The organism is Streptomyces sp. NPDC002156 (assembly GCF_053593675.1).
The window spans coordinates 16,375-39,768 of the sequence record NZ_JBSFDA010000069.1 but is presented as its reverse complement, the minus strand read 5'-3'; the positions used below and the strand labels follow the sequence as shown (position 1 = coordinate 39,768).

Here is a 23,394-nt window from a genome sequence, read left to right as displayed (position 1 = left end):
GCACCACGACAGCTACTTCTGTTACGTCCGTGTCGACTCCGTTGGTGGAACTGTCGGACACACACGTGGTCCACAAGGCCCGCAGCGGCGGCCTGTTCACCCGCGACCGCGTGTACGCCCTGACAGGCGCCGACTTCAGGGTCGCGCCCGGCGAAACGGTGGGCGTGGTGGGCGAGTCGGGGTGCGGGAAGTCGACGCTGGCGAAGGTACTGGTGGGCGTACAGCCACCGACGTACGGCCAAGTCTCCTTCCGTGGCGCCGACTTGTGGACGATGAAGCCGGCGGAGCGCAGATCGGCCATCGGCACAGGCACGGGCATGATCTTCCAGGACCCGTCGACGGCCCTGAACCGCCGCCTGACGATCCGCCAGATCCTCCGCGACCCGCTGGACGTGCACAGGCGGGGCACGACGAAGGAACGGGAGGAGAGAGTAAGGGAGTTGATGGGCCTGGTAGGCCTCCCGCGAGCATTGGCGGACGGCCTGCCGGGCCAGCTGTCGGGCGGCCAGCGCCAACGAGTCGCTATCGCGCGTGCATTGGCACTGAACCCGGACCTGGTAGTGGCCGACGAACCAACAAGCGCGCTCGACGTATCGGTCCGAGCCCAGATCCTGAACCTCCTCCTGGACCTGAAGGAGCGGCTGGGCCTGGCGCTCGTCTTCGTCTCGCACGACATCCAGACGGTACGGCGGATGAGCGACCGGGTGATCACGATGTACCTGGGCCGGATCGTGGAGGAGTCCCCGGCGGACGAGGTGACGGACAGGGCGCGTCACCCGTACACAAGGGCACTGTTCTCGGCGACACCGGGCCTGCTGGACCCGATCGACCCGATCCCTCTGGTCGGCCCGGTCCCCTCCGCGACCCACCCCCCGTCCGGCTGCCCGTTCCGCACCCGCTGCTGGAAGGCGACGGAGGTGTGCGCGGAGGGGATGCCGGAGTTCACGGCCGCGTCAATCCCGGGACACCGTTTCCGTTGCCATCACCCTGTGGAGGAGGGCCGGGCGACGCGGGACCTGGTCGCCCAGGCGGTATCCGCCGCGCCCGACATGGCCTCTGACCTGCGGAAAACCTCCGCAGCACCACCCCCCACCCCGAAAGACCCCAGGGAGCCCTGATGACCTTCCCCACCCCCCTGACCGGTGTCGTCCCTCCTGTCTGCACTCCCCTGACACCGGACCGCGGGGTGGACGTACGCTCACTCGTCAGGCTGGTCGACCACCTGGTGGAGGCGGGCGTGGACGGCCTGTTCGTGCTCGGTTCGTCGTCCGAGGCGGCGTATCTGACGGACGATCAGCGCAGGCTGGTGGTGGAGACGGTGGTGGGCCATGTCGCCGGGTCGCTACCGGTCCTGGCGGGCGCGATCGACATGACGACACCCCGGGTACTGGACCACGTACGGTCGGTCTCGGCGGCGGGCGCGGACGCAGTGGTGGTAACGGCCCCCTTCTACACCCGCACGCACCCCTCGGAGATCGCCCGCCACTTCCGCCTGGTGGCGTCGGGCAGCCCGGTCCCGGTGGTGGCGTACGACCTCCCGGCATCGGTCCACAGCAAGCTGCCTCCGGGCCTGGTCCTGGAACTGGCGGCGGACGGCGTCCTGGCAGGCCTGAAGGATTCGAGCGGCGACCTGGCATCGTTCCGGGCGGTCGTGACGGGGGTGCGGGAACACCCCGGGATCACCGGCTTCAGCGTCCTGACGGGCAGCGAACTGCTGGTGGACTCGGCGGTGGCGATGGGGGCGGACGGGGCGGTACCTGGTCTGGCGAACGTCGACCCGGGGGGTTACGTACGCCTGTACCGCTTCTGCCGGGCTGGTGACTGGGAGCGGGCTCGGGCCGAGCAGGAGCGGTTGTGTGTGTTGTTCGGGATGGTGGGGGCGGGGGATCCGGTGCGGATGGGGGGTAGTTCGGCGGGGTTGGGGGCGTTCAAGGCGGCGCTTTATTTGCGGGGGGTGATTGATTGTCCGGTCACTGCTGATCCGCAGATTCCGTTGTCGGAGGACGAGGTGGAGCGGGTGGGGAAGTTTTTGGCGGGGGCGGGGTTGTTGTAGGGCAGGGGCGCGGCCCGCCGATCACCGGGTAGTCGGTCGGCGCTTCCTGGAAGAACTCTCCCTGGCGATGCCACCGAGGAGATGTACGGGTTACTCCTCGCCAAGAAGGCGGAGGCCGTGTGTCTCCTGGAAGTATCGGTAGTCCTTGATGTTCAGGGTGGCCAGCGGCAGGTCGTGGGCGAGGCAGCAGGCGGCGATCCACATGTCGTTGGTCGGCTGCGGTCGTCCGGCCTTCTGCCCGGCGGCGGCGAGCCTGCCCCAGGTTGCGGCGACGGCTTCATCGCCGAGGAGCACGGGGACACCGGAGAGCCAGTCAGCCATTTCCTGCCTGCGGCGTCCACCCCAGTCCCGGACTTCGACCCACTTGGTGAGTTCGCCGTAGGTGACGAAGGAGATCACGGGCCGACGGCCGATGAGCCGGGCGCCCAGAGGGCCGGTGAGCGTGCCTTTGTGCAGGTGCGAGGCGACGTCGGTGTCGAGGACCGCAGGTTGCATGGCGGACCTCAAGCGAGATCACGGTGGCGTTCGGCGTAGGTGAAGGCAACGAACTCCTCCACCTCCTCCTCGGACTCGAAGGTGTCCGCCTTCAGGTCGTCCAGCGACCGGATCGGCTGGACGTTCTTCGCCGCGAGCAGTTCCTCGACCGACAGCCGTGGCCTCAGTCCCGGATAGATCGGATACTCGGTCTCCGCTGCACTCATCGCCACAACCTCCCGCTCGTCGCGCACCCCAGTCGCGGGGGCTTCTCATGACCAGTCTGGCACGCTCTGGTCCGGGCTGTCCTGGACCTTTGATCGCCTGCTCCGGGGCCGAGCCGCAGGTCGGCGAGCCCGTCCGGGAAAACGCCGGTGTCACGCCCGTCGCCTCCGGCAACGACCCGCCACTCGGACTGTTCCGACCAGTGTCTCTACTTCAGCAGAAGGCTGCTCTGCCCCTTGGCTATGCCTCCGACGAAGGCGCGGTAGTCGTCCTCGGAGACGACGAGTATCCGGGCGTCGGGATCACCGATGTCGTTGGAGTCACGCAGGGCAACCACGCCGTCGACGAAGGCGACCTCCAGACAGTTGTCACCACCGTTGCTCAGGTCGCTCTTGACCCAGGTGGCGTTGGTGAGGTCGACCTTCTTGTTCATGTGTAGCGGTCCTTGATCAGATCGTGGATGTAGCGCTGGGAGGCTTCCGCGTCGAGCGCTTCGGTGCGGAGATGGTTGAACGCCGTTTCGTAACGTCCGATGTCGCTATCTTCCTCCAGATACAACGACGTTGTCATCGGCTCGACCACGGCCACGGGCGACCCAGCGGGGAAGTGCAGCAGGTGGAACGGCCCGTCGACGCCGGAATGGGCCCCGTACGCGAACGGGAGAACCTGGATCGCCACGTTCTTGTTCTGGGTGGTGACGTCCAGCAGCCGCTCAAGCTGAGCCTTCATCACATGCTTCCCACCCACTTCGCGCTGCAGCGCGGACTCGTCGAGCACACACCACAGATGCAGCGGGTTCTCCCGTGACAGAGCCTCCTGCCGGACCATACGAAGCTCCACGAAGCTGTCGATCTCGCGGTCGGTCTGCCACTTCCGGCTGCGCTCCACGACGGCTCGGGCATAGTCCTCGGTCTGAAGCAGCCCAGGAACCACCCACGCGAACGTGTCGCTCTTGACGGCCAGTTCCTCAAGGTGCAGGTACTCGGCGAAAGGGTCGCGGATGGACTGACGGTACTGATCCAGCAGGTTTGTCCGGCGCCCCGAGTTCGCGAGCGACGCGAGCCTGCGCAGCTTGTCGACGCGCTCCTTGTCCTGGAGTCCATACACCTCGAAGAAGCCGGCGAGCGCGATGGGAGGGACCCGTTGCTTGCCGTTCTCGATCTTGCTCAGCGCCGGGGCGCCGGACAGCGACAGTCGGTCAGCCGCCTCGGCAAGGCTCATTCCCGCCGCCTTGCGCAGCGACCGGAGCTCTAGTCCGAGGCGCCTTCTGTGCAGGTTGGGCTGGGCGTCGGTCATGTTCTACCTCCCTGCCGCGCAGGGTATCGCCGCACGTGAACCGTAGACGCCGATTTCCCTCTGAGAACTCTTTCGAGTGAGACATCTTGCGAGAAATATTGCTTGTGAGAAATCTTGGGGTTAGGTAGTCGGCAACTCGCCTTTCAAGCAGGTCGAGTTGGCGGGCCTGCCTCGCTCCGACGGCCGCACCCGCCAACGACCGCCTCGTCAAACCCATGGACATCAAGTCCACGTGCACGACCCGCACCGAGGGAGCCTTCATGCGACAACTGATCAAGGAACTCGTTGACTGGGCAAGGGCGTTCTCGTCACCTGGGCGGCACCGCAGGAAGTACTTGTTGCCGCGGGTACCGCCGCAGGAATCTCTTCGCACCAAACCCGGTGCCCCGGTCGCCCCGACAGTCCGCGCCTGGTACGAGCCCATCGACGGAGCCGACGTCGTACTCGTCCGCCCCTACCTCACCGCGTACGAGCGCGAGGAGAGGGTCCGGCTTCAGCAGCTGCGCAGCGACACCCCGTGGTTCGCCGTCTACCGTGCCGACCACGACGCGCGCGACATTCACCATCAGTTGGAGGTTGCGTGATGGACATGAGCGACGGCGAAGGGAATAACGCGGTGCGGCTTCTGCCCTGGACCGGAAGTGAGGGCCAGCCGTGCCTCCTCATCTCGGACGGAGATGGCCCTGTAACCCGGATCGCCAACCAAGTCGAGGCCGTACAGCTCAGCCTCGCAGACAGACTCCTCTGTCGCGCGCAGGAGTTGATCGCAGCCCCAGAGTTGCCGATCAGTGAACTCGGCGCATTGGCAACCCAGTTGACCGACGCACTCAGAGACGCACTGCTCATTGCCGAGTGCCGGGGCGCTCGTCTCGGAGCTGTGAGGTACGGCGCTCCTCCGCTCGGCAAGGACATCCATGACGTCTCACTCAGTTCGGCCGGCCTCCAAGCACTCGCCGCGCTCTCGCTCCCGGGCTCGGACCTCGCCTCTGCTCGCGTCGCCCGGCGCTGCGTCCGGAACATGGCCGAATTGCAGGATCTCCCTTCCGGCGCGGTGGACGATCTGGAAACAATCACCGGGGAGTTGGTGGCCAACGCCCTGGAACACAGCGCCAGCCACATCATCACGGTCACGCTGGCCCTGGCCGCTGAAACGGCTACGGTCAGCGTGACCGACGAGGGTGAGGGATACGGGTCGGTGGTACCCGCGCCGACGGGACCGAGTCCTGAGGAAGAGCGCGGACGGGGGCTGCTGATCACTGACGTACTGGCAGCCCGTTGGGGAAGACGGCAAACCAACAGCGGCGTCACCGTTTGGGCCGAGATCGCCACCGCGCTTCCGGGGCCTGTTCGATGATCCCACCTTCAATCCCTGCAAACACCGCCTCACCCGGCGGAGCCATCAGCGGCGATAACGGGCGAACCCGAACGCCGACGGCGCGTACCATCGACGACCGGTTTCACTCCTCTTCGTCCGCTCGGTAGTCACCGATCGCGACATCGAAGAGAAGCGAGTACCAGAACCCCGGATCCTCGCGCAGGGTGGACGGATCGATTTCGGCAAGGGCCCTGCGCAGCGACTCCGCGATCTTTTCCAGTTCGTCGGATTCGGCGTCGGCAGCAGTCTCAGAAGTCCGCCTCTCGAAGACCTCCAAACATTCTGCGAAACTCTGCACCGAAGCACTCACATGGAATTCGGTGAATTCGTATTCCTCGACATGCAGGACGGCACCAGTCTCACATTCAACGTAGTAGGACCCTTCGCCCTCCACGTCGTACCCAATCCGCACGACCTCACGGTCCACCGCCCGGTCAAGGTCCGGTCCGCTGGCCTCGTCCGCTGTGAAGAGGACAGAGGCCACGGGCAGGCCGACGGTCGTGAGGAACTCACGAGGCGCCCGGTCCTGGACTTGTCCCACATGCGAGGCCGCAACGCACCCCACCACCATGTCTCCACCACGGCATTACAACCGACCGACTGGCGCCGGACCCCACTGGGGACGAACTTGCTCCTGCTTGTGCTGTGTACGTAAATCCCGACCCGCCTCTGCGCATCAGCCGGTGCGTCGGGTCCTGACGGGATCCCGTGCCGGGCGACGGTTGAGGGTCCTTCAGCTGGGTCCAGTCGGCATGCTTACGCGTCATTCGATGGGGCCGAACCATCCTGGTTCCGGCTCAGTGAGGATTCCCGCTCGTGCCATGCCATGGCACTCCTGAAGAAGGTCGTCTCTGGACGGAACCGGGCTCATGCCGACGCTTCGCGCAAAAACCTCCAGGCGCCAAGCGTCAAACGCCTCCGACCCATCCAGGAGAAGGTCCATGTCGATCACCGCCCCATCGGGTCCGATCATCCGGCACCCGCGTCCATGGATCGAGTACGAGAAGCCGGCATCCGAGTGAGCCCCTCGTTCCAGCTCCCTTGCGCGGACGGCCTTCAGCACGTGGTCCAGCGAGTCGAACTGCGGGTAGCTGCCCACCAGCGCAGTCATGATGAGCGTGCGATGGCGCAGAAAGGAATGGACACAGTCAGCTGCGTTCGACTGACTCACCGGCGCCTCCGTCCTCTTCGCTCCTCGGGAAATTCCCATCAACTTCGACGGCGGACCAGACAACCCGATCGGCGTCCATATAGCCGTAAGCCTTGATCTCGTTGAGAGTGAGAACCCGATACTGAACGTCGACCCCTACTTCGGGACCTGTCGGACAGCCCCCGCGATCTCACTCGTGACCGCGCCGCCCGCAACCTCACGCCCGATGCTGAAGAAATATTCCACGGGGCCGGAGCTCACAGGACTCCGGCCCGTACAGCTACTCGGTCTGCTGGGTCTCCGAGCCCTCATCGGCACGCCAAGGTGGTCGTCCCGCAGATCACTTGCTGGGGCGAGTGATAGTGATGTCGATGGCACTCGCATCTGGCCCCGGCGAGTCCGCTGCGACACGCACGTGGAACTCACCACGGTCACCCATTCGATGCACGAAGCGGGTCAGTTGCTCAACATCACCGACTGCGATACGGCCGTCAGACAGCAGGAGGGAGCCATCGAAGACTGTGGTGAAATCCGGATCGGGTCCTTCGGTTTCCGGCGCTTCGGGCTGCGTGAAGAGACGCACCTTGATGAGTCCCCCCTGGGCTCGAACCCGAACAGCCACGTGAGTATCGCAGCCGACCGCGGGTGCAGAGTCTAGAGCGAGAGAGACTGGAACCCAGTCGGTCGCTCCCAGGTGCAGCACGGGGTGATTCACGTAGATGTCGACTCCGGCGACCTGCACGGTGCTCCTCATTCTCGAAATGACTAACTACTGCCGCCAGGCATCTCAGAAGCCCGCCGGAAAATGATTCCGGTGAGGCCTCTGCGAGTTCGACCCACGTCGGCTACGTGATCAGTGCCGTCACAGTTCAGACCTCATATTCCTCAGCTCAGGCGTGCTTGGGTTCCTCACGCACTAGACGAACACGGCTCTGAATCATTCCTTGAGCTTGTCGAGCTTGTGTGCAGCGATCTGGCTCCTGATCGTATCCTCCAGCCCCTCTGGGTCGTCCGCCTTGTTCCGCATGCCTTCGAGCCAGGCGTCCGCAGAGACCCAAGTGAGCGGCAGTCTGGCCTTCGGCCACTTGCCGGCGAGGTCGGCGGCGATGCCCAGGCCATCCTCGACGAGGTCGCGTCTGTCGGCCGCCGCAGCGATGAGGATGCTGTCCTCCATCTCCACCACGGCCGGGGGAAGTCCCTTTTCCTGGCGGGCAGAGGCGGACGAGTGATACTCCTTCACGATCGCTTCCAGCGACGGCGGCTCGTCGAGGGAAAGCACACTCTGTGCTTTCAAGGCGTCGACCGCACGCTGGAACTCTCCTTCATGACGGGTGAAGAGCACAGTTTCCGGCTGCCCGGAGGGGCGCTCCAAGCGGTGTCCCAAGGTCAAGGAGATCACGGGGAACGCCTTGGTCAGCGCATGCACATGCGCTGTCGGGAGGTACCCGTCCCCGGATGTCGACCGGTCGAGGCAGATCCCCTGCACGACCGGACCGATCCGGCGCAAGAGGTGCAGGGGGCGCCAGACGGCGAGCCCGGGGAACGCCACAGCCCAGTCCTTCGTCACACGTCGCACCATTGCAGCACCCTGCCTGGTCGCTCGATGTCCGTAAGCTACGGATTGTACTGGCGCGAGCTGCTGATCACTGACGTAGTGAGCCCGTTAGAGAAACGGCAAACTAACGCCTCACCCAGCGGGGCTGTCAGCAGCCATGCCGGGTGAACCCACATGGAATTCAGTGAACACGTACTCCTCAGGATGCAGGACAACACCGTCGGCCGGGACACCGAATTGATTCCAACCTCATCGAATATCCACTTGCCCCGCAGGGGTTCATTCCGAGTACTCCCACCAGAAATCAAGGTCGGCGTGCAGCCGCTCCCTGAAGCACATCGAGTGTGCATAGAGAGTCTGGTTGAGATCGCCAAGGAGCCTTCATGCGACAACTGATCAGGGAACTCGCCGACTGGGCAAGGGTGTTCTCGTCACCTGGGCGGCACCGCAGAAGGTGTTTGTTGCCGCGGGTGCCGCCTCAGGCATCTCGGCGTATCAAGCCCGGCATCCCGATCGCCCCGACAGTCCACGCCTGGTACGAGCCCATTGACGGTGCCGCCATCGCACTCGTCCGCCCCTCCCTCACCGCGCACGAGCACGAGGAGACTGCACGGCTTCAGCGGCTGCGCCGCGATGCCCCATGGTTCGCCGCCTACGGTGTCGCCCTCGACACGCGTGACGATCACCGCCGGCTGGAGGTTGCGTAATGGACATGAGCGACGGCGAAGTGAATCACTTGATGCGGCTTCTACCTTGGACCGGAAGCGAGGGTCAGCCCTGCCTCCTCATCTCAGACGGTGACGGCCCTGTCTCCCGGATCGCCGACCGGGTCGAGGCTGTACAACTCGGCCTCGCGGACAGGCTCCTCGGTCGTGCACAGGAGTTGATCGCATCCCCAGAGTCGTCGACCAGTGAACTGGGCTCGCTGACAGTGCAGTTGACCGACGCACTCCGAGACGCACTGCTCATTGCCGAGTGCCGGGGTGATCGGCTCGGAGCAGTGAGGTACGGCGCTCCTCAGCTCGGCGAGAACGTCCATGACGTACTCGCACACACCTCGGCCGACCTCCAGGCGCTCGCCGCGCTCTCCCTTCCGGGCGCTGACCTCGCCTCTGCTCGCGTCGCCCGGCGCTGCGTACGTGACATGGCTCAGTTGCGGGATCTCCCTTCCGGCGCGGTAGACGATCTGGAAACAATCACCGGGGAGTTGGTGGCAAACGCCTTGGAACACAGCGACAGTCACACCATCACGGTCGCCCTGACACTGGCCGCCGAGAAAGCCACGGTCAGCGTGACCGACGAAGGCAAGGGATACGGGCCTGCGGTACGCGCGTCAGCCGGACCAAGTCCGGAGGAAGAGCGCGGGCGTGGGCTGCTGATCACTGACGGAGCTGTTTCAGAGTGGCCACTGATCGGGTGACGCTGGAGGTGTGCGCAACGCACGAGGCTCCCGTGCCGTTGGGGGAGGTGTTCGAAGTCTCAACCCACAGGCACAGGAGCCGCGTTGGTTCCGTATTCTGCCGCACTCGACCTGCCCCATGCCCTGGTCGAGTGGGCCACGATGCTCATCGTCACCCGCGAGGGTGACCGCCGCTGCAAGCTCCCGCCGCACCAGCGTGCGCTGGTCGGCCTGGTGTACCTGCGCCGGCACGACACCCTCGCCCAACTCGCGGCCGGCTTCGGCATTTCCGTCGGCACCGCCCACGCCTACACCACAGCCGTCGTCGACCTGCTCGCCGACCGCGCGCCCGGCCTGCTGCGCGCCCTGCGCGAGGCCGACCCGGACTACGTCCTGCTCGACGGCACCCTGGCGGAGTGCGACCGGGTCGGCGACAGTCGGGCCGACTTCTCCCACAAGCACCGTCGGCACGGGGTGAACGTGCAGGTGGTGACCGACCCGGTCGGGCGACTGCTGTGGATCTCACCCGCCCTGCCCGGCCGCGCGCACGACCTCACCGCGGCCCGCACCCACCGGATCATCCGGATCTGCGAACGCCAGGGCGTCCCGGTCCTCGCCGACCGTGCCTACATGGGAGCCGGCCCATGGGTGACGACGGCCCTCAGACGCCCGCCGGGCCGCGACCTCACACCCACCCAACAGACCGTCAACCGTGCGCTGTCCGCAGCCCGGGCACCGGTCGAGCGCGGCATCGCGCGACTGAAGTCATGGCGGATCTTCCGCAGATCCCGGTGCAGCCCGAATCGAATGACGTCAATCGCCGCCGCCGTCCTCACCCTGGAGCGGCAACGCTGAAAACGCTCACGTACTGGCAAGCCGGTGGGGAAGACGGCGGACAAACAACGGCCTGACGGTGTGGGCCGAGGTCGACACCGATACTTCGGACCGTGTCGGACGACCCCCGCGATCCCACTCGTAACCGCACCGCCCCCAACCTTCCGCCCGATGCTGAAGAACTGTCTACGGGGCCGAAGTTCACAGGACTCCGGCCCCGTACGGCTACTCGGACTGCTCGGTCTCCGAGCCCTTTATCAAGCTGCCCGCCACCTGACTGGCCCGAGACAGGGCGATGGTCTACCTGCCCCGTGCCTCGTCGCCGGCCTGCCGGATCCCGCACATTCTCAGAATGTCTGGCATCAGTCGCCGCCAGGAACCACGGTCACGAACTCAGCGCCAGTCAAAAACGTACCGATTCGTTGCCGGATCAAACGACTCCTCGATCCTGCGACGCGGGAGGACGAATTCTTCCTCAGCCCAGCGGCACATTGCGACGGAAATTCCCTCAATCTGAAAGTCTGATTCTACGTAGGAGAGCTCACTAACCGTCACAGTAACCGGTCGCCCCAGAACACTCCCTGAAATCTCATCGGCCACCACAGAGAGCCCCTCCCTCATCTTCTCCCGAAAGGTCTCGGGTAGCTCTGCGACAACCTCCCCGAAAGCAATCCAGACAGGCACGGAGGGGTCTACCCGCCCTCCCTCCGCCCCCTCTCGGATTTCGGCCTGCGCAGTAATCGATACCCGGACGCCCCACGATGTTTTCAGAAGCCTGTATACATACGTCCTGGGATTTCTCATCAATCGAACCTCAAGAACGAAAACACGTTGGAAGAGAAGAAATGTTCAGTACCGCGAGCGGTCGGTCTGGATATATAGCTCAGACCGTGACTCGCATCACCATCCCACAGGAGGCTGTACTTTTCCATGAAATCAGTTGCCTCGTCATCCGACATGTTGCCGAAATGAGCCTGAGCGAAACCTGCCAGGTCCTTGTTACGGATCGTAAACCTCATGATTTCAGCACCTGGCTTGTTGGCCGCGTACGCCTCTGCTTCGGCACGACTCCCCCACGAATACACCCCAGGTCCAAAGTGCGCCCGGTCGGGCTCGGTTGGGAAGGGATCACCGCCGGACCTGAGCCTGGCGGCGTCATCCGCACCTTGGACAGTGAAGAACTCGGTTTCGCAGTTGTGGACGAGTACCGGCGTCGCTCCGGCGAGCACGTAGTACGTGTGCAGGTTACTGACAGTAAGGTTGTGGACGGTAGCTTCTTGTGCCGTCCATCGCTTGACCTTCGTGACCTGGACCAGGGTGCCGGTCCCGGTCTGGAGCCACTGGCCTGTCTTGAGGTCGGTTGCCTTGAGCCATTCCCCGAGTTCGGGGACCCAGAACGGATGGCCGTCTGTTGCTGTGACCTCGGCGGTCTTCGAGCCCTTCGTGCCATCGGTGTCGATGGTGACGTCGACCAGGTGCTTGATGCCCTCGCCCTTGATCTCGGCGGTGACCGACTCCACCTTGGTCTCGCCCGTTTCCGGGTCGGTGGCCAAAACCTTGTCGCCGACCTTGACATCCTTGATCGCCTTGGTCGAGCTGTCGGCCATCAGAACGCGGGTCTCCGGGGTGAAGCTGTTGGTCGTGCAGCTCGGACCCTCGCCGGAGCCACCACCGGAATCTCCGCCGGCATCGTCGCGCCCGGAACCCCCGCGTGAGCCACCGGACTTGGACTCCGCTTTGCCTCCGCCGTCCGACCCCTTGGACTGCGAGGTCTTACGAGCCTGTACCTGCGGAGCGTTCCCCCGAGCCCCCTTGGACCCCGTATGAGACTTCTTCTTCGCAGCCTCCGCCGCAGCCTTGGCGGCTTCCCTAGCCTTGCGTTTCGCCTCCGCCGCAGCAGCCTCCGCTGCCTTCTTCGCCTTGATCAGTGCGGCCTTCGCCGCCTTCGCCGCCTTCAGGCCCGCCTCGGCGACCACCTTCGCCGCCCGCCAGGCCTTCACCGCGCCCAGCGTCGCCTTGAAGGCCTTCCACATCTTCTTGCCCTTGGAGAAGACGCTCGTCCACGGGATCGCGTCCATCAGCAGGCTGCCGCAGGCCCACAGGTCACCCTGCGAGAAGCAGCCCACGATGTCGTCCCAGCCGACGAACTCCTTGAACACCGCCCAGCCGACCGACAGGATCACATCGCCTATCGACACCGACAGCGTCCGCTGGTACTCCGCGATCTTCGCGTCCAACGCCGCCATCGACGCGTCGAAGCTCGACGCCGACGAGGTGAGGCCACTGGGGTCCGAGTGCGTCACCGGGTTGTTGTTCGCGTACGAGTAGCCGTTCGCCTGGAGCGGATCGCTCTGGTCCAGGACCGGGTCCACCGAGATGAAACGGCCTGTGGACGGGTCGTACTCCCTTGCCCCCAGGTGCACCAGGCCCGAGCCCGCGTCGTCGTCGCCCGTCGCGTACGCCGTGCGTGAGCGCGTCGCCACGTTCGACGTGCGGTCCTCGCCCCACGGGTCCTTCTTGCTCACCCGTACCGACTGATCGCCGTCCAACTGCACCTCGGCCAGCGGGGTGCCGTTGTGGTCGACCGCGTTCGCGAACACCTGCTCGTCCGCGCCCGACGTCGACGACGCCTCGCGGTAGCGCGTCACCGTCGGAGCGCCGCCGTGGCCGTAGGAACGCTCCGCCGAGCGCAGCTTGCCCGTCGGGGTCAGGGAGACCGTCGTGTCCGGGAGGTGCAGGACCGCGCCGGCGGCCGAGCGCTCCAGCACACGGTTGCCCATCGCGTCGTACACGTACGTCGTCTTCGAGGCCGGCTTGAACACCTGGCCCGTCGCCGACGCCGAGCAGGTCGCCAGGACCAGGTCCACGCCGTTCGTCAGCGACGCGGCGTTCATGCACAGGCTCGTGCCCACGAGCTTGATCAGGCCCGTGTCCAGGACCTCCCAGCGCTGTGCCGCCGTGGCCTTGTTGCAGGGCTGGATCTGGACCGCCGCGCCCGCCGCCGCACTCGTCGGCTGTGCGCAACGACCGCCGACCACGAACTGGCCGATGGCCGCGCTCTCGACCGTGCCGTTGTTGTCGGTGTCCAGCGCGTCGAGGCGGAAGTTCTGCGCCTTTGTTCCGTTGCACACGTACAGCTGGAGTGCCGTGCCCGCCGTCGTACTGGCGTCGGTGAGGTCCAAACACATCTCCGACGCGCCCACCCACGCCCCGGAACCCTCCGGTCCGAAGCCCGTCACCGACTCGACCTGGCCGTCCCACGTCCAGGTCAGGCCCTGGGACGTGTCGCCGCCCGTGGTGCGGTTGGTGAGGTTGCCCGCGTCGTCGTACGTCTGTGTGGAGAGGGTCTTGACCTCTGCCCCCGCCGCCGTCGTCGACTTCGTCGTGTACGAAGTCAGCGTGTGCGGCTGGTCGTTCTTGACCGTGGCGACGTCGTTCTCGCCGTAGTTGTAGTCGGTGGTCACGTCGTTGTTGGTGGCCACCGTCCCGGACGTGACCGTCGGGTCCGCCTTGTGGACCGTCTTCGACTCCCGGTTGCCCAGCACGTCGTAGGTGTACGACTGCCAGTAACCGGCGTTGTTCGAGGAGACGTTGACCGTGCCGTCGGAGTACACCGGCTCGGCCGTCGTCTTGCCGGTGGCCGTGCAGGCTCCGCCGTTCGGCGTCGTCCACGCCGTCTTCAGCTGTCCGAGCGCGTCGTACGTGAAGCACTGCTGGTCGGTGGTGGACGTCGTACCCGAGCCGAGCTTGTCCGAGACCGACAGGATGTTGCCCGAGGCGTCGTAGGCGTAGGCGCGCTCGCTCACCTCATGGGCGGCCACGACCGACGTGTCGGTCGCGTTCTCCCGGACCAGTGCGCTGGTGAGCAGTTCGCCCGTGGACTCGTTGAACGAGTTGTCCTGCCACAGGCGGTGGCCGATCTCGCCGACCGTGGAGCGCAGCACCTGCCCGTAGGGCGAGTAGTCGGTCTCGGTGACGTACCAGTCCTGGCCGGAGACGGTGGTCGGGAGACCGGCCTCGTTGTAGCGGGTGATGACGGACTCGGCGGTCAGGCCGCCCACCTCAGGGGTGGTGTACTTCTCCAGCTGACCGTCGTCGTTGTACGTGTAGTTGTACGTGTACTCGGTCTTGAAGCCGTCCGCGGTCGTGCCCACCGTCGTGCCCGAGGGCATGGCCAGCGTCATCGACGTCGGCTGGTAGTCCGCCGTGTACCCGGCGATCGACGTCTTGTACGCCTTGCTGCCGTCCTCGTAGCGGATCGCCGAGGCCAGCTGGCCCTTGCCGTCAGGGGCGGAGTCGTAGGCGTACGACTGGACCATGGTGCCCGAAGGCGCGCCCGCCGGGGTGAAGTTGACCTCCGCCACCCGGAGGTAGCCCTCGTAGCTGTAGGACAGTTTCCCGCCGAGGGCGTCGGTCGCCGAGGCCACGCGGCCCGCCGCGTCGTAGTCGGTGCTCGTACTGCCGGCGTCGGGGTCGGTGGTGCCGACGACCCGGCCGAGGGCGTCGTACGCCCAGGTGCGGGTGTGGCCCACCTCGTCGGTGGACGTGACCATGTCGCCGCGCAGGTCGTACTCGTACGTCGTGGAGATCGCGCCGGCCTCGGTCAGCGCCGTGTCGCTGTACGTGTCCTGCTGCACCGTGCGGCCCAGCGCGTCCGTCCACACCCGGGAGCCGGGCGTGCCCTTCGGCTGACGGACGATCGTGTAGTCGAGGCCGTACTCGTAGCGGGTGCGGCGGTCCGTGCTGGGCACGGCCGACCCGCCGTTGTCGTGCGTCGTGCCGTCCTGTGCGTACGAGTTGTGGTAGGGCGTGACCGTCAGTACGCGGCCCAGGCCGTCGTACGTGTATCTCGTCTCGTTGGGGACGAGTGAGTCGGAGTCGGGGACGACCAGCTTGGTGCTGGGCTCCTCGGACATGTAATAGGCGTTGTTGGTCTTGCTGACCTGGCCGGAGGAGTTGTGGAAGGTGTCGGTGACCAGCCTGCCGCCGCCCACCGCCGGGGTCTGGGACTGCCGTTCGCGGCCCAGGCCGTCGTAGATCGCGGTGGAGGCCGTGTAGACGGCCTTGTCACCGTCGGGCGCCGAGGTGGGGTTCCGCTCCAGTGACTTGGTGACGACGGACACCGGCTCGTTCTCAGGGGTGTTGTACGTGTAACGCGCCGTCGGATCGTCCGTGGCGGGCTGGGTGGGGTCCCAGGCGGCCGTCGTACGGCCCAGCGCGTCGTACTCGTACGACGTGGCGCGGCCGTTGGGGTCGGTCGAGGTCAGGGTGGCGCCGCGGCCGGGTTCCACCGTGGTGACCGAGGTCAGGCCGGGCTCCGCGTCGGTGACGTCATCGTCCTGGACCGTCGTGATCTTGTAGACCTGGCCGGAGGACGGTTCGTAGGACGTGGTGCCGGTCACCGCGGTGGGGCCCTTGACCTCCTTGACCCGGCCGAACTCGTCGTACGTCGTCCGCGACTCGGGGAAGGTGGAGTTCCAGCCCGTGCCCGCCTCCGTCGGCACCACCGTGCGGGTTGCCTGGCCCTTGGTGGGTGTGGCGGTCAGCGAGGTGGCGTCGTCGTAGAAGACGCGCGAGCCGGTGACCAGCGTCGAGGCCGTCGCCGCCGACAGCGCCGTCGAGCAGGTCGACGTACCCGTCGTGGTGATCGTCTGGCTGACCAGGCCGATCAGGTAGACGCCCCTGACGGCGGTGGTTTCCTTGGTGTCGTTGTTGACGTACGTCGTGCGGGTGCACGACTCGTCGTTGGGCTGCTCCTCGTCGCCGAACTCGCGGACCTCGGTCGGCAGCCCGTACGTCGAGTCGTAGTCGGTCTCCGTCAGTACCGTGCGCAGGTCCGCGTCGTCGCCCGGGCGGGTGCTCGAGGACTTGGTGATCGTCTTGACCGAGCCCAGCGTCACCCGCTCCGACACCACGTCCGGGCCGTCCGTGCGGTCGCGGGTGGCCAACCGCACTGGTGGGTTGGGGTAGTTGACCGTGCGGGATATCCACCCGGCGGTGGTGTCCGAGCCGTAATTGGGGTAGGTCAGGGACTCCGCGACCATGCCCGCGTAGGCCTTGAGGTCGGCCGCGATGGCCGCCCCTGTGACGTCCTTGACCGTGAGGCCCCGCTTGGTGCCGTCCGCGAGAACGTCGTCGCTCATGCCCCGGAAGTAGCGGGTGACCGACTTGGAGGCGACGGTGCCCGAAGGGGCCCCCGTGTCACCGGTGACCGTGATGGTGACCGGATAGCCGCGCCAGTCGTCCCAGGTACGGGTCTTGGGACGGGAGAACTCCGCCTGGTTCTTGGCCCACAGCGCACCGCTGACGAGGTCGCTCTCGTCGGTTTCGTACTTGTACTCCGTCGTCACGTCGTTCACCGCGTCCGCCAGCTGCGCGTCCTCGGTGATCTTCTCGACCACGTACTTGTGGAACCAGGAGGTGTGCTCGTCGGCCAGGTTTCCGTCCGCGTGCCAGTAGGCCGGGTAGCAGCGCAACGTGTTCTTGTCCGGCGCGGGGAAGTTCGTGCCGGTGAGGCACGCCTTCTCGGGTGCCTTGTACGTGATGCGTGTGCTGCCGCCGTACTCGGAGACCACCGTTTCGATGCGCAGCCGGCCGAACAGCGGGTCAGTGTCGCCCGCGCCCTCCTTGACCCGGTTGGGCAGCGCCGCGCCGTTGTGGCCGAAGCGGACCGGGTTGAGGGGCTGGGTGTCGCCGTCGACCCCGTAGCCGGTGCGGGTGATGGACTCCAGCCAGAGTGCCGTGTACTCGCCGGTCAGGCCCCAGGGGAACGACTGGGCGAGGCTCCAGGAGTCCACCTTCGAGAGGAGGGTCGTGCCGTACGTCGTGTCCGCGATGCCGCAGGCGTTGCGGGAACCCGAGTCGTCGGCCGGGTTGTACTCGGTCAGCGTCACGCCCTGCTCGCGCTGGGCGCACGCGGTGACCGTCGCGAGGCGCTTGCGCGACCAGAACGTCGGGGCGTACGTCGAGCACTTCTTGCCCGTCTCGCAGGCGAGGTCGGCGGGGGTGTCGTACCAGGGCCGGGTGAGGTCGGACTGCTTGGAGTCGAAGTTGGTTTCGGAGCACTCCGGCGTACCGACACCAGCGTCCTTGAAGCAGCGCTGCTGGGCGGTGAAGTTCACGCGGCCCAGCGGCTCGGCGGTGAACAGGGTGCTCGCGCGCTGACCGTAGTCGATGCGGGTCAGGTAGCCGGCCCGGTCGTACTCGACCGCGCTGGCCACGTTGTTGTTCTTGGCGTAGGCGTTGATCTCCTTGTCCCACCACAGCGACATCGCGTTGCCGTTGAGGTCGACGACGTAGTCGAGCTGGAAGCGCCAGCCCTGGTCGCAGAAGGAGTCCTCGAACTTGGTGGCGTGGCACGGGTCGGTGCTGTGGTTGCCGGCGACCGGCACGTTCAGGACCGACTCGGTCTCCTCCTTGCCGGAGGTCCAGCCCGGCAGCCGGTTCAGGCCGAAGTAGTACTGGGTGCCGTCGCTGGTGGTGACCCGCCAGAACTCCCCGTTGTTGTCACCGTTGTTGGAGGCGGCGATGCCGGTGATGCGGGTGTAGTCGGCCGAAGTCAGCAGCTCCACCCGGGTGTTGTCACCGCGGGCGCTCTTCCATTCCTTGGTGGTGTCGTCCAGCACCAGCTCGGTGGTCGTGCCGTTCAGGGACAGCACCGCGTTGTACGAGCCCCAGCACTGGTCGCCCGTGAACTTGCCCGCGTTGTTCGCGTTCGCCGTGTCGGCCGCGCAGCCCACGAACGTGCGGGTGATCGCACCCGGGTTGTAGTCCCAGCCCTCACCGATCCAGGAGACCTGGTTGTTCGTCGCGGACGTACGGCCGTCCGAGGACTGCGAGTTGTAGCTCAGCGTCACATTCGGCGACGGGCCCGCGGGGACCTGCGGGCCCGCCATCGTGTACGCGTACGTGAACGCGCCCGACGAACCGCCCTGCGACCAGGAACCGGCCGAGGAGATCGGGGTCGCGCCGAAGTCGCCGCCGGAGCCCGCCCCGTAGGAGGTGCCCATCACCAGCGCGCCGCTGACGGAGGAGGCAACCTGCTGTGCGCTCGCTGCCTGGCTGTCGCCGCGCCACACGGCCGAACTCACCGACGGGTCCTCGCCGTTGCTCGCCGCGGTGGAGGCGCTGGTGGTCGCGGCGGCCGCTACGGAGTTCAGGTCGGCCGTGTCCACGGTCAGGTTGAGGAACGTCTCCTGGACCTGTTTCTCGGTCTCGGCGCCCTCGGCGGGCTCGTCGGTCGAGGTGTCCTCGCCCGGGTCCGCCTCCGAACCGGAGTCGTCGCCGCCGGCGTCGACCGGCACGGTCACCTCGTCGGCGGTGCGCTCGACCTCGGTGGTCAGCGGGACACCCGTCGAGCACCCTTCCTCGTCGGGGGTGGTGAGGTAGCAGGCGGGCATCAGGGCGAAGGACAGCCGGTCCAGCCACTGCGCGCTGTAAGCCTCGGCGAACCGGGTCGCGTCGATCTGGACGACCGCCTCACCCGTGGCCGTGTCCGGCGCGTCGACCTCCAGCAGAAGTCCCTGCGCGCCGGCCGCCACCGCCTCGGCCTCGGGCTTGACCTCGACGGTCCACTCGCCCTCAAGGGCGTCGGCCTCGGCGGCCGTCGCGTCCTCGGGCGCGCCGACGCCGACGGTCACCGTGCCGTCGGTGGAGGCCGCGACCTGCTCGGTGGTGCCCGGGGCCAGGCCGGCGACCGGCACATCGGTGCCGATCGCCGCCGGCACCGGTACCACTGCCGCCGGGTTGTAGGCCTTTTCCGGCTCGGTCGAGGGGACGCCGTCGAGTTCCCCGAGCTTGTCGCTCGCGGTCTCGTCGAGGACGAGAGTGTCCGTCTCCTGCAACTCGTCGAGCTCGACCTCTGTCGTACGCGGGTTGTTGTTGTCGGGGCCCAGGGCCACCGCGCCCGGCAGGACAGCGATGTTGAGAGCGAGGAAAACAGCGGCGACGACACCGAGCCGTGCTCTTCGGCGTATCAACCGCTCACGAGACGACCTGCGCGCCAGCGAACCTCTGCCGCACCACGACAAACCCCCACCCACGGCCAACCGACCTTCCCCAGCCCGATCCACAACCATCAGAGACGTTCAGGCCGTTGGCACACGGCGATCAACGATGAGGAAGAACTTGCGGGTTTGTGAAGATCCACGTCAAGGCGAGATAAAGCTGTGTTAGCTATGTCACTCGTCAAATCTGAACAAAGAATGGCAAAAAAACGTGTCCGGTACGCGATCCTGCCGATCCGCCAGTTCCCCCTCTCCACAAGGGTGTTGATCCCGTAGGGGTCGGCTGCTCATACTCCAACCGCCCGAGCACAGCGCGTCGTGCGTTCGCACGGTCTGTCACCGGACCCGAGGGCAACCCCGAATCAGCGTTGGAGAAGGGCCCCTTGAGCGACCTCGACAGCGCCGCCGAACCGAGCGAGGCGGCCCCCGGAGCGATATCCCCGGAAGCGACGACCGGCAAGCGACGCGGGCGTGCCGCCCTTGCCGCCGTACTGGCTCTGACGCTGCTCGCGGGCGGTGCGACCGTGCTGGCCCTGAGCGACGACGGCCCGTCCAAGTCATCGTCGGAGACGGACGCCCGGACCAAGCGCGAAAGCGAACCAATCGACGAGGACACGGCCCAGCGGCAGGCCCGCAAGACCGGCAAGAAGGTCCAAGTCGCCTCGCTGACCGACGAGTTCTCCACCACCTACGCCAACCCCGACGGCACCTTCACGTACAGAGCTTCCGCGCAGGCGCAGCGGGCGAAGAACGCCGAGGGGGAATGGGCCCCGATCGACACCTCGCTGCGGCGGGGCGACGACGGCTGGTCCACCGTCAACAGCCTTTACCCGGTCACTTTCGCAACGGGCGACCCCGACCGCGCCTCGGCCACCAAGGCCCGGGCGAGCGGGGGAAGTTCCGCGGTCACCGTCACTACGGCCGTTTATCGCACCACCGGCAAGTCCGCCGTACAGGCTGCCGATGAGACCGTCTGGACCCCGTTGCTGACGATGACCGCCGAAGGCCACGAGCTCCTGGTCGAGTGGCCCGGCGCGCTGCCCGAGCCGGTCGTCGAGGACAACAAGGCGCTGTACGAGGGCGTGTTCCCGGACGTCGACCTGATGCTCACCGCACGCGACACCGGCTACACCCACGTCCTGATCATCCACACCCCGGAGGCCGCCACCGCGCTGGCCGCCGACCCGCCCCGCTACCGCTTCACCTCGCCCACCCTCGCCTTCTCCCTGGACGCCGCCACCGACGTCCTGCGCGGCAAGGACAAGGACGGCAACGAGATCACCGTCTCGCCCACCCCGTTCCTCTGGGACTCGGCGGGCACGCACGACACCGACACCCCGTCCGCCGACCCGGACGCCGCCACCGGCACCAACGAGAATCCGGAAGTGGTCGAGGAGTGGTCCGGGAACGGCGACTCCTCGGACAGTGACGCCTCGGAGGACGGGGGCACGGACGACCCGATGGCCCCCTGGAACAACAGCCCCGTCGAGTCCGACGCCGACCCCGCCGCGTACGCCGTTCCCGCCGCCGCGAGCGACACGCTCGCCCTGCCCGCCGTGCACGGCCCCGGCGAGGGCGCGCACGCCACCACCGCCCAGGCCTCGGTGGACAGCGACGGCGTGCTGACCATCACCCCGCCCGACGCCTACCTGACGGCCGCCGAGGCCCCGGTCTACCCGGTCTTCCTCGACCCCTCGACCATCGGTCTCAGGAGCAACTGGACCACCGTCTACAAGAAGTACCCCAACTCCAGCTTCTACGACGGCGCCAACTACAACGAGGACACCAAGGAAGCCCGGGTCGGCTTCGAGAAGGACACCTGGGGAACCGCCCGGTCCCTCTTCAAGTTCCGGTTCCAGAAGTCGATCAAGGACGCGACCGTCACCAACGCCACGCTGAAGATCCTGGAGACCCACTCCTGGTCGTGCAGCAAGCGCACCATGCAGGTGTGGCACACCGGCCCGTTCTCCTCCGGCACTACCTGGAACAGACAGCCCACCTGGAGCCGGAAGATCACCTCCAAGTCGTTCGCCTACGGCTGGAAGTCCAACAGCGCCTGCCCCGACACGAACGTCCACCTCACGCTCACCTCGCTGGCCCAGGACGCCGCCGACAACGGCTGGTCCACCCTCAACATCGGTCTGGTGGCCTCCAATTCATCGGCCGCTCCCACCACCAACGCGACCAGCCTGGAGACGGACTCGTACTCCTGGAAGAAGTTCAAGGCCGAGGAGGACGGCTCCCCCGAGGTGTCCGTCACCTACAACCGCAGGCCCAACGCCCCGACCGCGATCGACATGCAGCCCGGTTCCTGCGACACCAGCGCCAAGCCCTACATCCGTCTCGGCAAGACCACGCCCTACATCAGTGCCAAGGCGACCGACCCCGACGGGGTCCTCACCAAGCTGGAGTTCGAGATCGGGCGGGACGGCACCGACGACGCCGACAACTACAACAACACCAAGAGGAGCATCTACAGCACGATCAGCAACGGTGAGACCGGCTCGGCCGTCCTTGAGAGCCTGGTCAACGGCGTCACCTACCAGTGGCGGGTGCGTGCCTGGGACGACCAGTCCAGCAGCAGTTGGGGACCCAGCGGCGGCACCAAGTGGTGCCGGTTCACGTACGACACGACTCTCCCCTCCTCACCCAAGGTCAGCTCGGCGGAGTTCCCCGAGGACACCGACATCAACGGCGACAGCGAGGTCTGGTCGGACAAGCCGTTCGGCACCGCCGGCGCCTTCACCTTCAAGGTCGGTGACACCAAGGACACCGACATCGTGAAGTTCGTCTACTCCATCAACTCCACGAACACCGCCAGTTGGGTCTGCGCCAACGGCACGAGCGGCACCACGGACGGCCTGACCAAGTCCTGCAGCGCCACGAGCACTCCCGTCACCTCGCTCACCGTCACGGGCATCAAGCCCCCTTCCGCCGGCCCCAACACCCTCTACGCCAAGGCCGTGGACGCGGCGGGCAACATCTCCCCCGAACGCAAATACAGCTTCTACGTCACCCCACGCACCAAGGCAGACGCCGCAGGCGACCTCAGCGGTGACGGCGCCCCCGACTTCGCCTCCCTCTCCGCCGCCGGAAACCTGCTGATCACCGCGGTCTCCAAGAGCGGTACGTGGATCTCCGGTTCCTGGGGCATCCACGAGCGCTGGAAGCTGCTGATGGACGAGGGCACCGCCCCCCACCTCTGGGACGGCGCCTCCACCAACCCCCAGTACTCCCTGATCACCCACAACGGCGACTTCGCCCCCGCCGACGGCGCCACCGACTGGGTGATGCGCACCCCCGACGGCGGGCTCTTCATCTACCCCGGCGACGGCTACGGCGGCCTCGACGTCTCCCGACGCATCGAGGTACGGCTCCCGGCCAACGCCCCCTCCCCCAGCACCTTCTCCGAGATCAAGTCGGCGGGCGACATCACCGGCGACGGCCAGCCCGAACTCTTCGTCGCCGGTGGCGCGAGCGGTTCCCAGCTGTGGGTCTTCTCCGGCTACAGCGGCGGCTACTTCACCACGGCCACCCAGATGACCACCGCAGACTGGGGCACCCGCGACTTCGTCACGATCGCCGACTACAACGACGACGGCGCCGCCGACATGATCTACCGCATCGCGGGCGGCACCCTGTACCTCCGCAAGGGCATCCTCGAAAGCGACGGCACAGGCACGGTCCTCACCAGCCTGGGCACGTCCGGCGCCAGTCTGGACGGGGACGACGTCTACGCCACCGGCATGACGCCCGCTCTCTTCCCCCAGCTCTACGGCAGCCCGGACAACACCGGCGACGGCAACCCCGACATCTGGGCGACCAACTCCGCCGGGGCCCTGCTGCTCTACCACGGCGGCGCCACCGCCATCGGCAGCGCCAGCACACTCCGTACCAGCGGCTACAGCACGGTCGTGCAGTTGGGCTGACGGTACGACAACCAGGTTGGCCGAAGTCCTTCTTCAAGTCCCCTCCGCCGCGCGAGAATGCTGGGCCGGGACGGGTCGTGTGCGGCGGGTTGGGGCGGG

The 23,394-nt window shown here is 66.7% G+C and carries 18 protein-coding genes; 8 read left to right on the top strand and 10 right to left on the bottom strand.

Features of this window, described 5'->3' with window-relative positions; all coding sequences use genetic code 11:
• Window positions 1-29 precede the first annotated feature (29 nt).
• Window positions 30-1,118, top strand: a complete 1,089-nt coding sequence (locus tag ACWCRB_RS26135) for an ABC transporter ATP-binding protein (protein WP_450998348.1) — start codon at window positions 30-32, stop codon at window positions 1,116-1,118.
• Complete coding sequence (locus ACWCRB_RS26130) at window positions 1,118-2,053, top strand: dihydrodipicolinate synthase family protein (RefSeq protein ID WP_450998347.1); 936 nt, start codon at window positions 1,118-1,120, stop codon at window positions 2,051-2,053. Before ACWCRB_RS26135 ends, ACWCRB_RS26130 begins: the two co-directional genes overlap by 1 nt.
• 90 nt (window positions 2,054-2,143) lie before the next feature.
• On the opposite strand, the gene ACWCRB_RS26125 is transcribed toward ACWCRB_RS26130, so the two are convergent.
• From ACWCRB_RS26125 to ACWCRB_RS26110, 4 genes are all read right to left on the bottom strand, one after another.
• The gene (locus ACWCRB_RS26125; protein WP_450998346.1) at window positions 2,144-2,548 is read right to left on the bottom strand and encodes a PIN domain-containing protein; all 405 of its coding nucleotides are present in this window, start codon (window positions 2,546-2,548) and stop codon (window positions 2,144-2,146) included.
• A gap of 8 nt (window positions 2,549-2,556) precedes the next feature.
• On the bottom strand, window positions 2,557-2,754 hold the full coding sequence (locus ACWCRB_RS26120) for a hypothetical protein (protein WP_450998345.1): 198 nt from the start codon (window positions 2,752-2,754) through the stop codon (window positions 2,557-2,559).
• A gap of 206 nt (window positions 2,755-2,960) precedes the next feature.
• On the bottom strand, window positions 2,961-3,185 hold the full coding sequence (locus ACWCRB_RS26115; protein ID WP_450998344.1) for a DUF397 domain-containing protein: 225 nt from the start codon (window positions 3,183-3,185) through the stop codon (window positions 2,961-2,963).
• On the bottom strand, window positions 3,182-4,048 hold the full coding sequence (locus ACWCRB_RS26110; protein WP_450998343.1) for a helix-turn-helix domain-containing protein: 867 nt from the start codon (window positions 4,046-4,048) through the stop codon (window positions 3,182-3,184). The genes ACWCRB_RS26115 and ACWCRB_RS26110 overlap by 4 nt, the downstream gene beginning before the upstream one ends.
• Window positions 4,049-4,308: 260 nt before the next feature.
• Here ACWCRB_RS26110 and ACWCRB_RS26105 point away from each other — a divergent pair, with 260 nt between their 5' ends.
• On the top strand, window positions 4,309-4,632 hold the full coding sequence (locus tag ACWCRB_RS26105; protein WP_450998342.1) for a hypothetical protein: 324 nt from the start codon (window positions 4,309-4,311) through the stop codon (window positions 4,630-4,632).
• Window positions 4,632-5,402, top strand: a complete 771-nt coding sequence (locus tag ACWCRB_RS26100) for an ATP-binding protein (protein ID WP_450998359.1) — start codon at window positions 4,632-4,634, stop codon at window positions 5,400-5,402. Before ACWCRB_RS26105 ends, ACWCRB_RS26100 begins: the two co-directional genes overlap by 1 nt.
• Window positions 5,403-5,505: 103 nt before the next feature.
• On the opposite strand, the gene ACWCRB_RS26095 is transcribed toward ACWCRB_RS26100, so the two are convergent.
• From ACWCRB_RS26095 to ACWCRB_RS26080, 4 genes are all read right to left on the bottom strand, one after another.
• A complete protein-coding gene (locus tag ACWCRB_RS26095) occupies window positions 5,506-5,994 on the bottom strand; it encodes an SUKH-4 family immunity protein (protein ID WP_450998341.1) in 489 nt (162 codons plus the stop codon).
• A 192-nt stretch (window positions 5,995-6,186) separates the two neighbouring features.
• Window positions 6,187-6,594, bottom strand: a complete 408-nt coding sequence (locus ACWCRB_RS26090) for a DUF6896 domain-containing protein (protein ID WP_450998340.1) — start codon at window positions 6,592-6,594, stop codon at window positions 6,187-6,189.
• Window positions 6,595-6,913: 319 nt separating this feature from the next.
• Window positions 6,914-7,315, bottom strand: coding sequence for a hypothetical protein (locus ACWCRB_RS26085; RefSeq protein WP_450998339.1), 402 nt, complete (start codon window positions 7,313-7,315; stop codon window positions 6,914-6,916).
• 195 nt (window positions 7,316-7,510) lie between these two features.
• Complete coding sequence (locus ACWCRB_RS26080; RefSeq protein ID WP_450998338.1) at window positions 7,511-8,140, bottom strand: hypothetical protein; 630 nt, start codon at window positions 8,138-8,140, stop codon at window positions 7,511-7,513.
• A gap of 371 nt (window positions 8,141-8,511) precedes the next feature.
• On the opposite strand from ACWCRB_RS26080, the gene ACWCRB_RS26075 reads away from it, so the two are divergent.
• The 3 genes from ACWCRB_RS26075 to ACWCRB_RS26065 all read left to right on the top strand — a co-directional run bounded on the left by ACWCRB_RS26075 (window position 8,512) and on the right by ACWCRB_RS26065 (window position 10,382).
• Entirely contained in the window at window positions 8,512-8,835 is a 324-nt protein-coding gene (locus ACWCRB_RS26075; protein ID WP_450998337.1) for a hypothetical protein, read from the top strand.
• Between the two features lie 5 nt (window positions 8,836-8,840).
• Window positions 8,841-9,548: an ATP-binding protein gene (locus ACWCRB_RS26070; RefSeq protein ID WP_450998336.1), complete on the top strand. Its 708-nt coding sequence runs from the start codon at window positions 8,841-8,843 to the stop codon at window positions 9,546-9,548.
• Window positions 9,549-9,632: 84 nt separating this feature from the next.
• Window positions 9,633-10,382: a transposase gene (locus ACWCRB_RS26065; protein WP_450998335.1), complete on the top strand. Its 750-nt coding sequence runs from the start codon at window positions 9,633-9,635 to the stop codon at window positions 10,380-10,382.
• A gap of 372 nt (window positions 10,383-10,754) precedes the next feature.
• Here ACWCRB_RS26065 and ACWCRB_RS26060 read toward each other — a convergent pair whose 3' ends face one another.
• Window positions 10,755-11,165 (bottom strand): hypothetical protein, encoded by a 411-nt coding sequence (locus tag ACWCRB_RS26060; RefSeq protein ID WP_450998334.1) that lies wholly within the window; start codon window positions 11,163-11,165, stop codon window positions 10,755-10,757.
• Window positions 11,165-19,339 (bottom strand): ricin-type beta-trefoil lectin domain protein, encoded by an 8,175-nt coding sequence (locus ACWCRB_RS26055; RefSeq protein WP_450998333.1) that lies wholly within the window; start codon window positions 19,337-19,339, stop codon window positions 11,165-11,167. Before ACWCRB_RS26055 ends, ACWCRB_RS26060 begins: the two co-directional genes overlap by 1 nt.
• A gap of 410 nt (window positions 19,340-19,749) precedes the next feature.
• On the opposite strand from ACWCRB_RS26055, the gene ACWCRB_RS26050 reads away from it, so the two are divergent.
• Complete coding sequence (locus ACWCRB_RS26050) at window positions 19,750-23,295, top strand: FG-GAP-like repeat-containing protein (protein ID WP_450998332.1); 3,546 nt, start codon at window positions 19,750-19,752, stop codon at window positions 23,293-23,295.
• The last annotated feature ends 99 nt before the right edge of the window (window positions 23,296-23,394 follow it).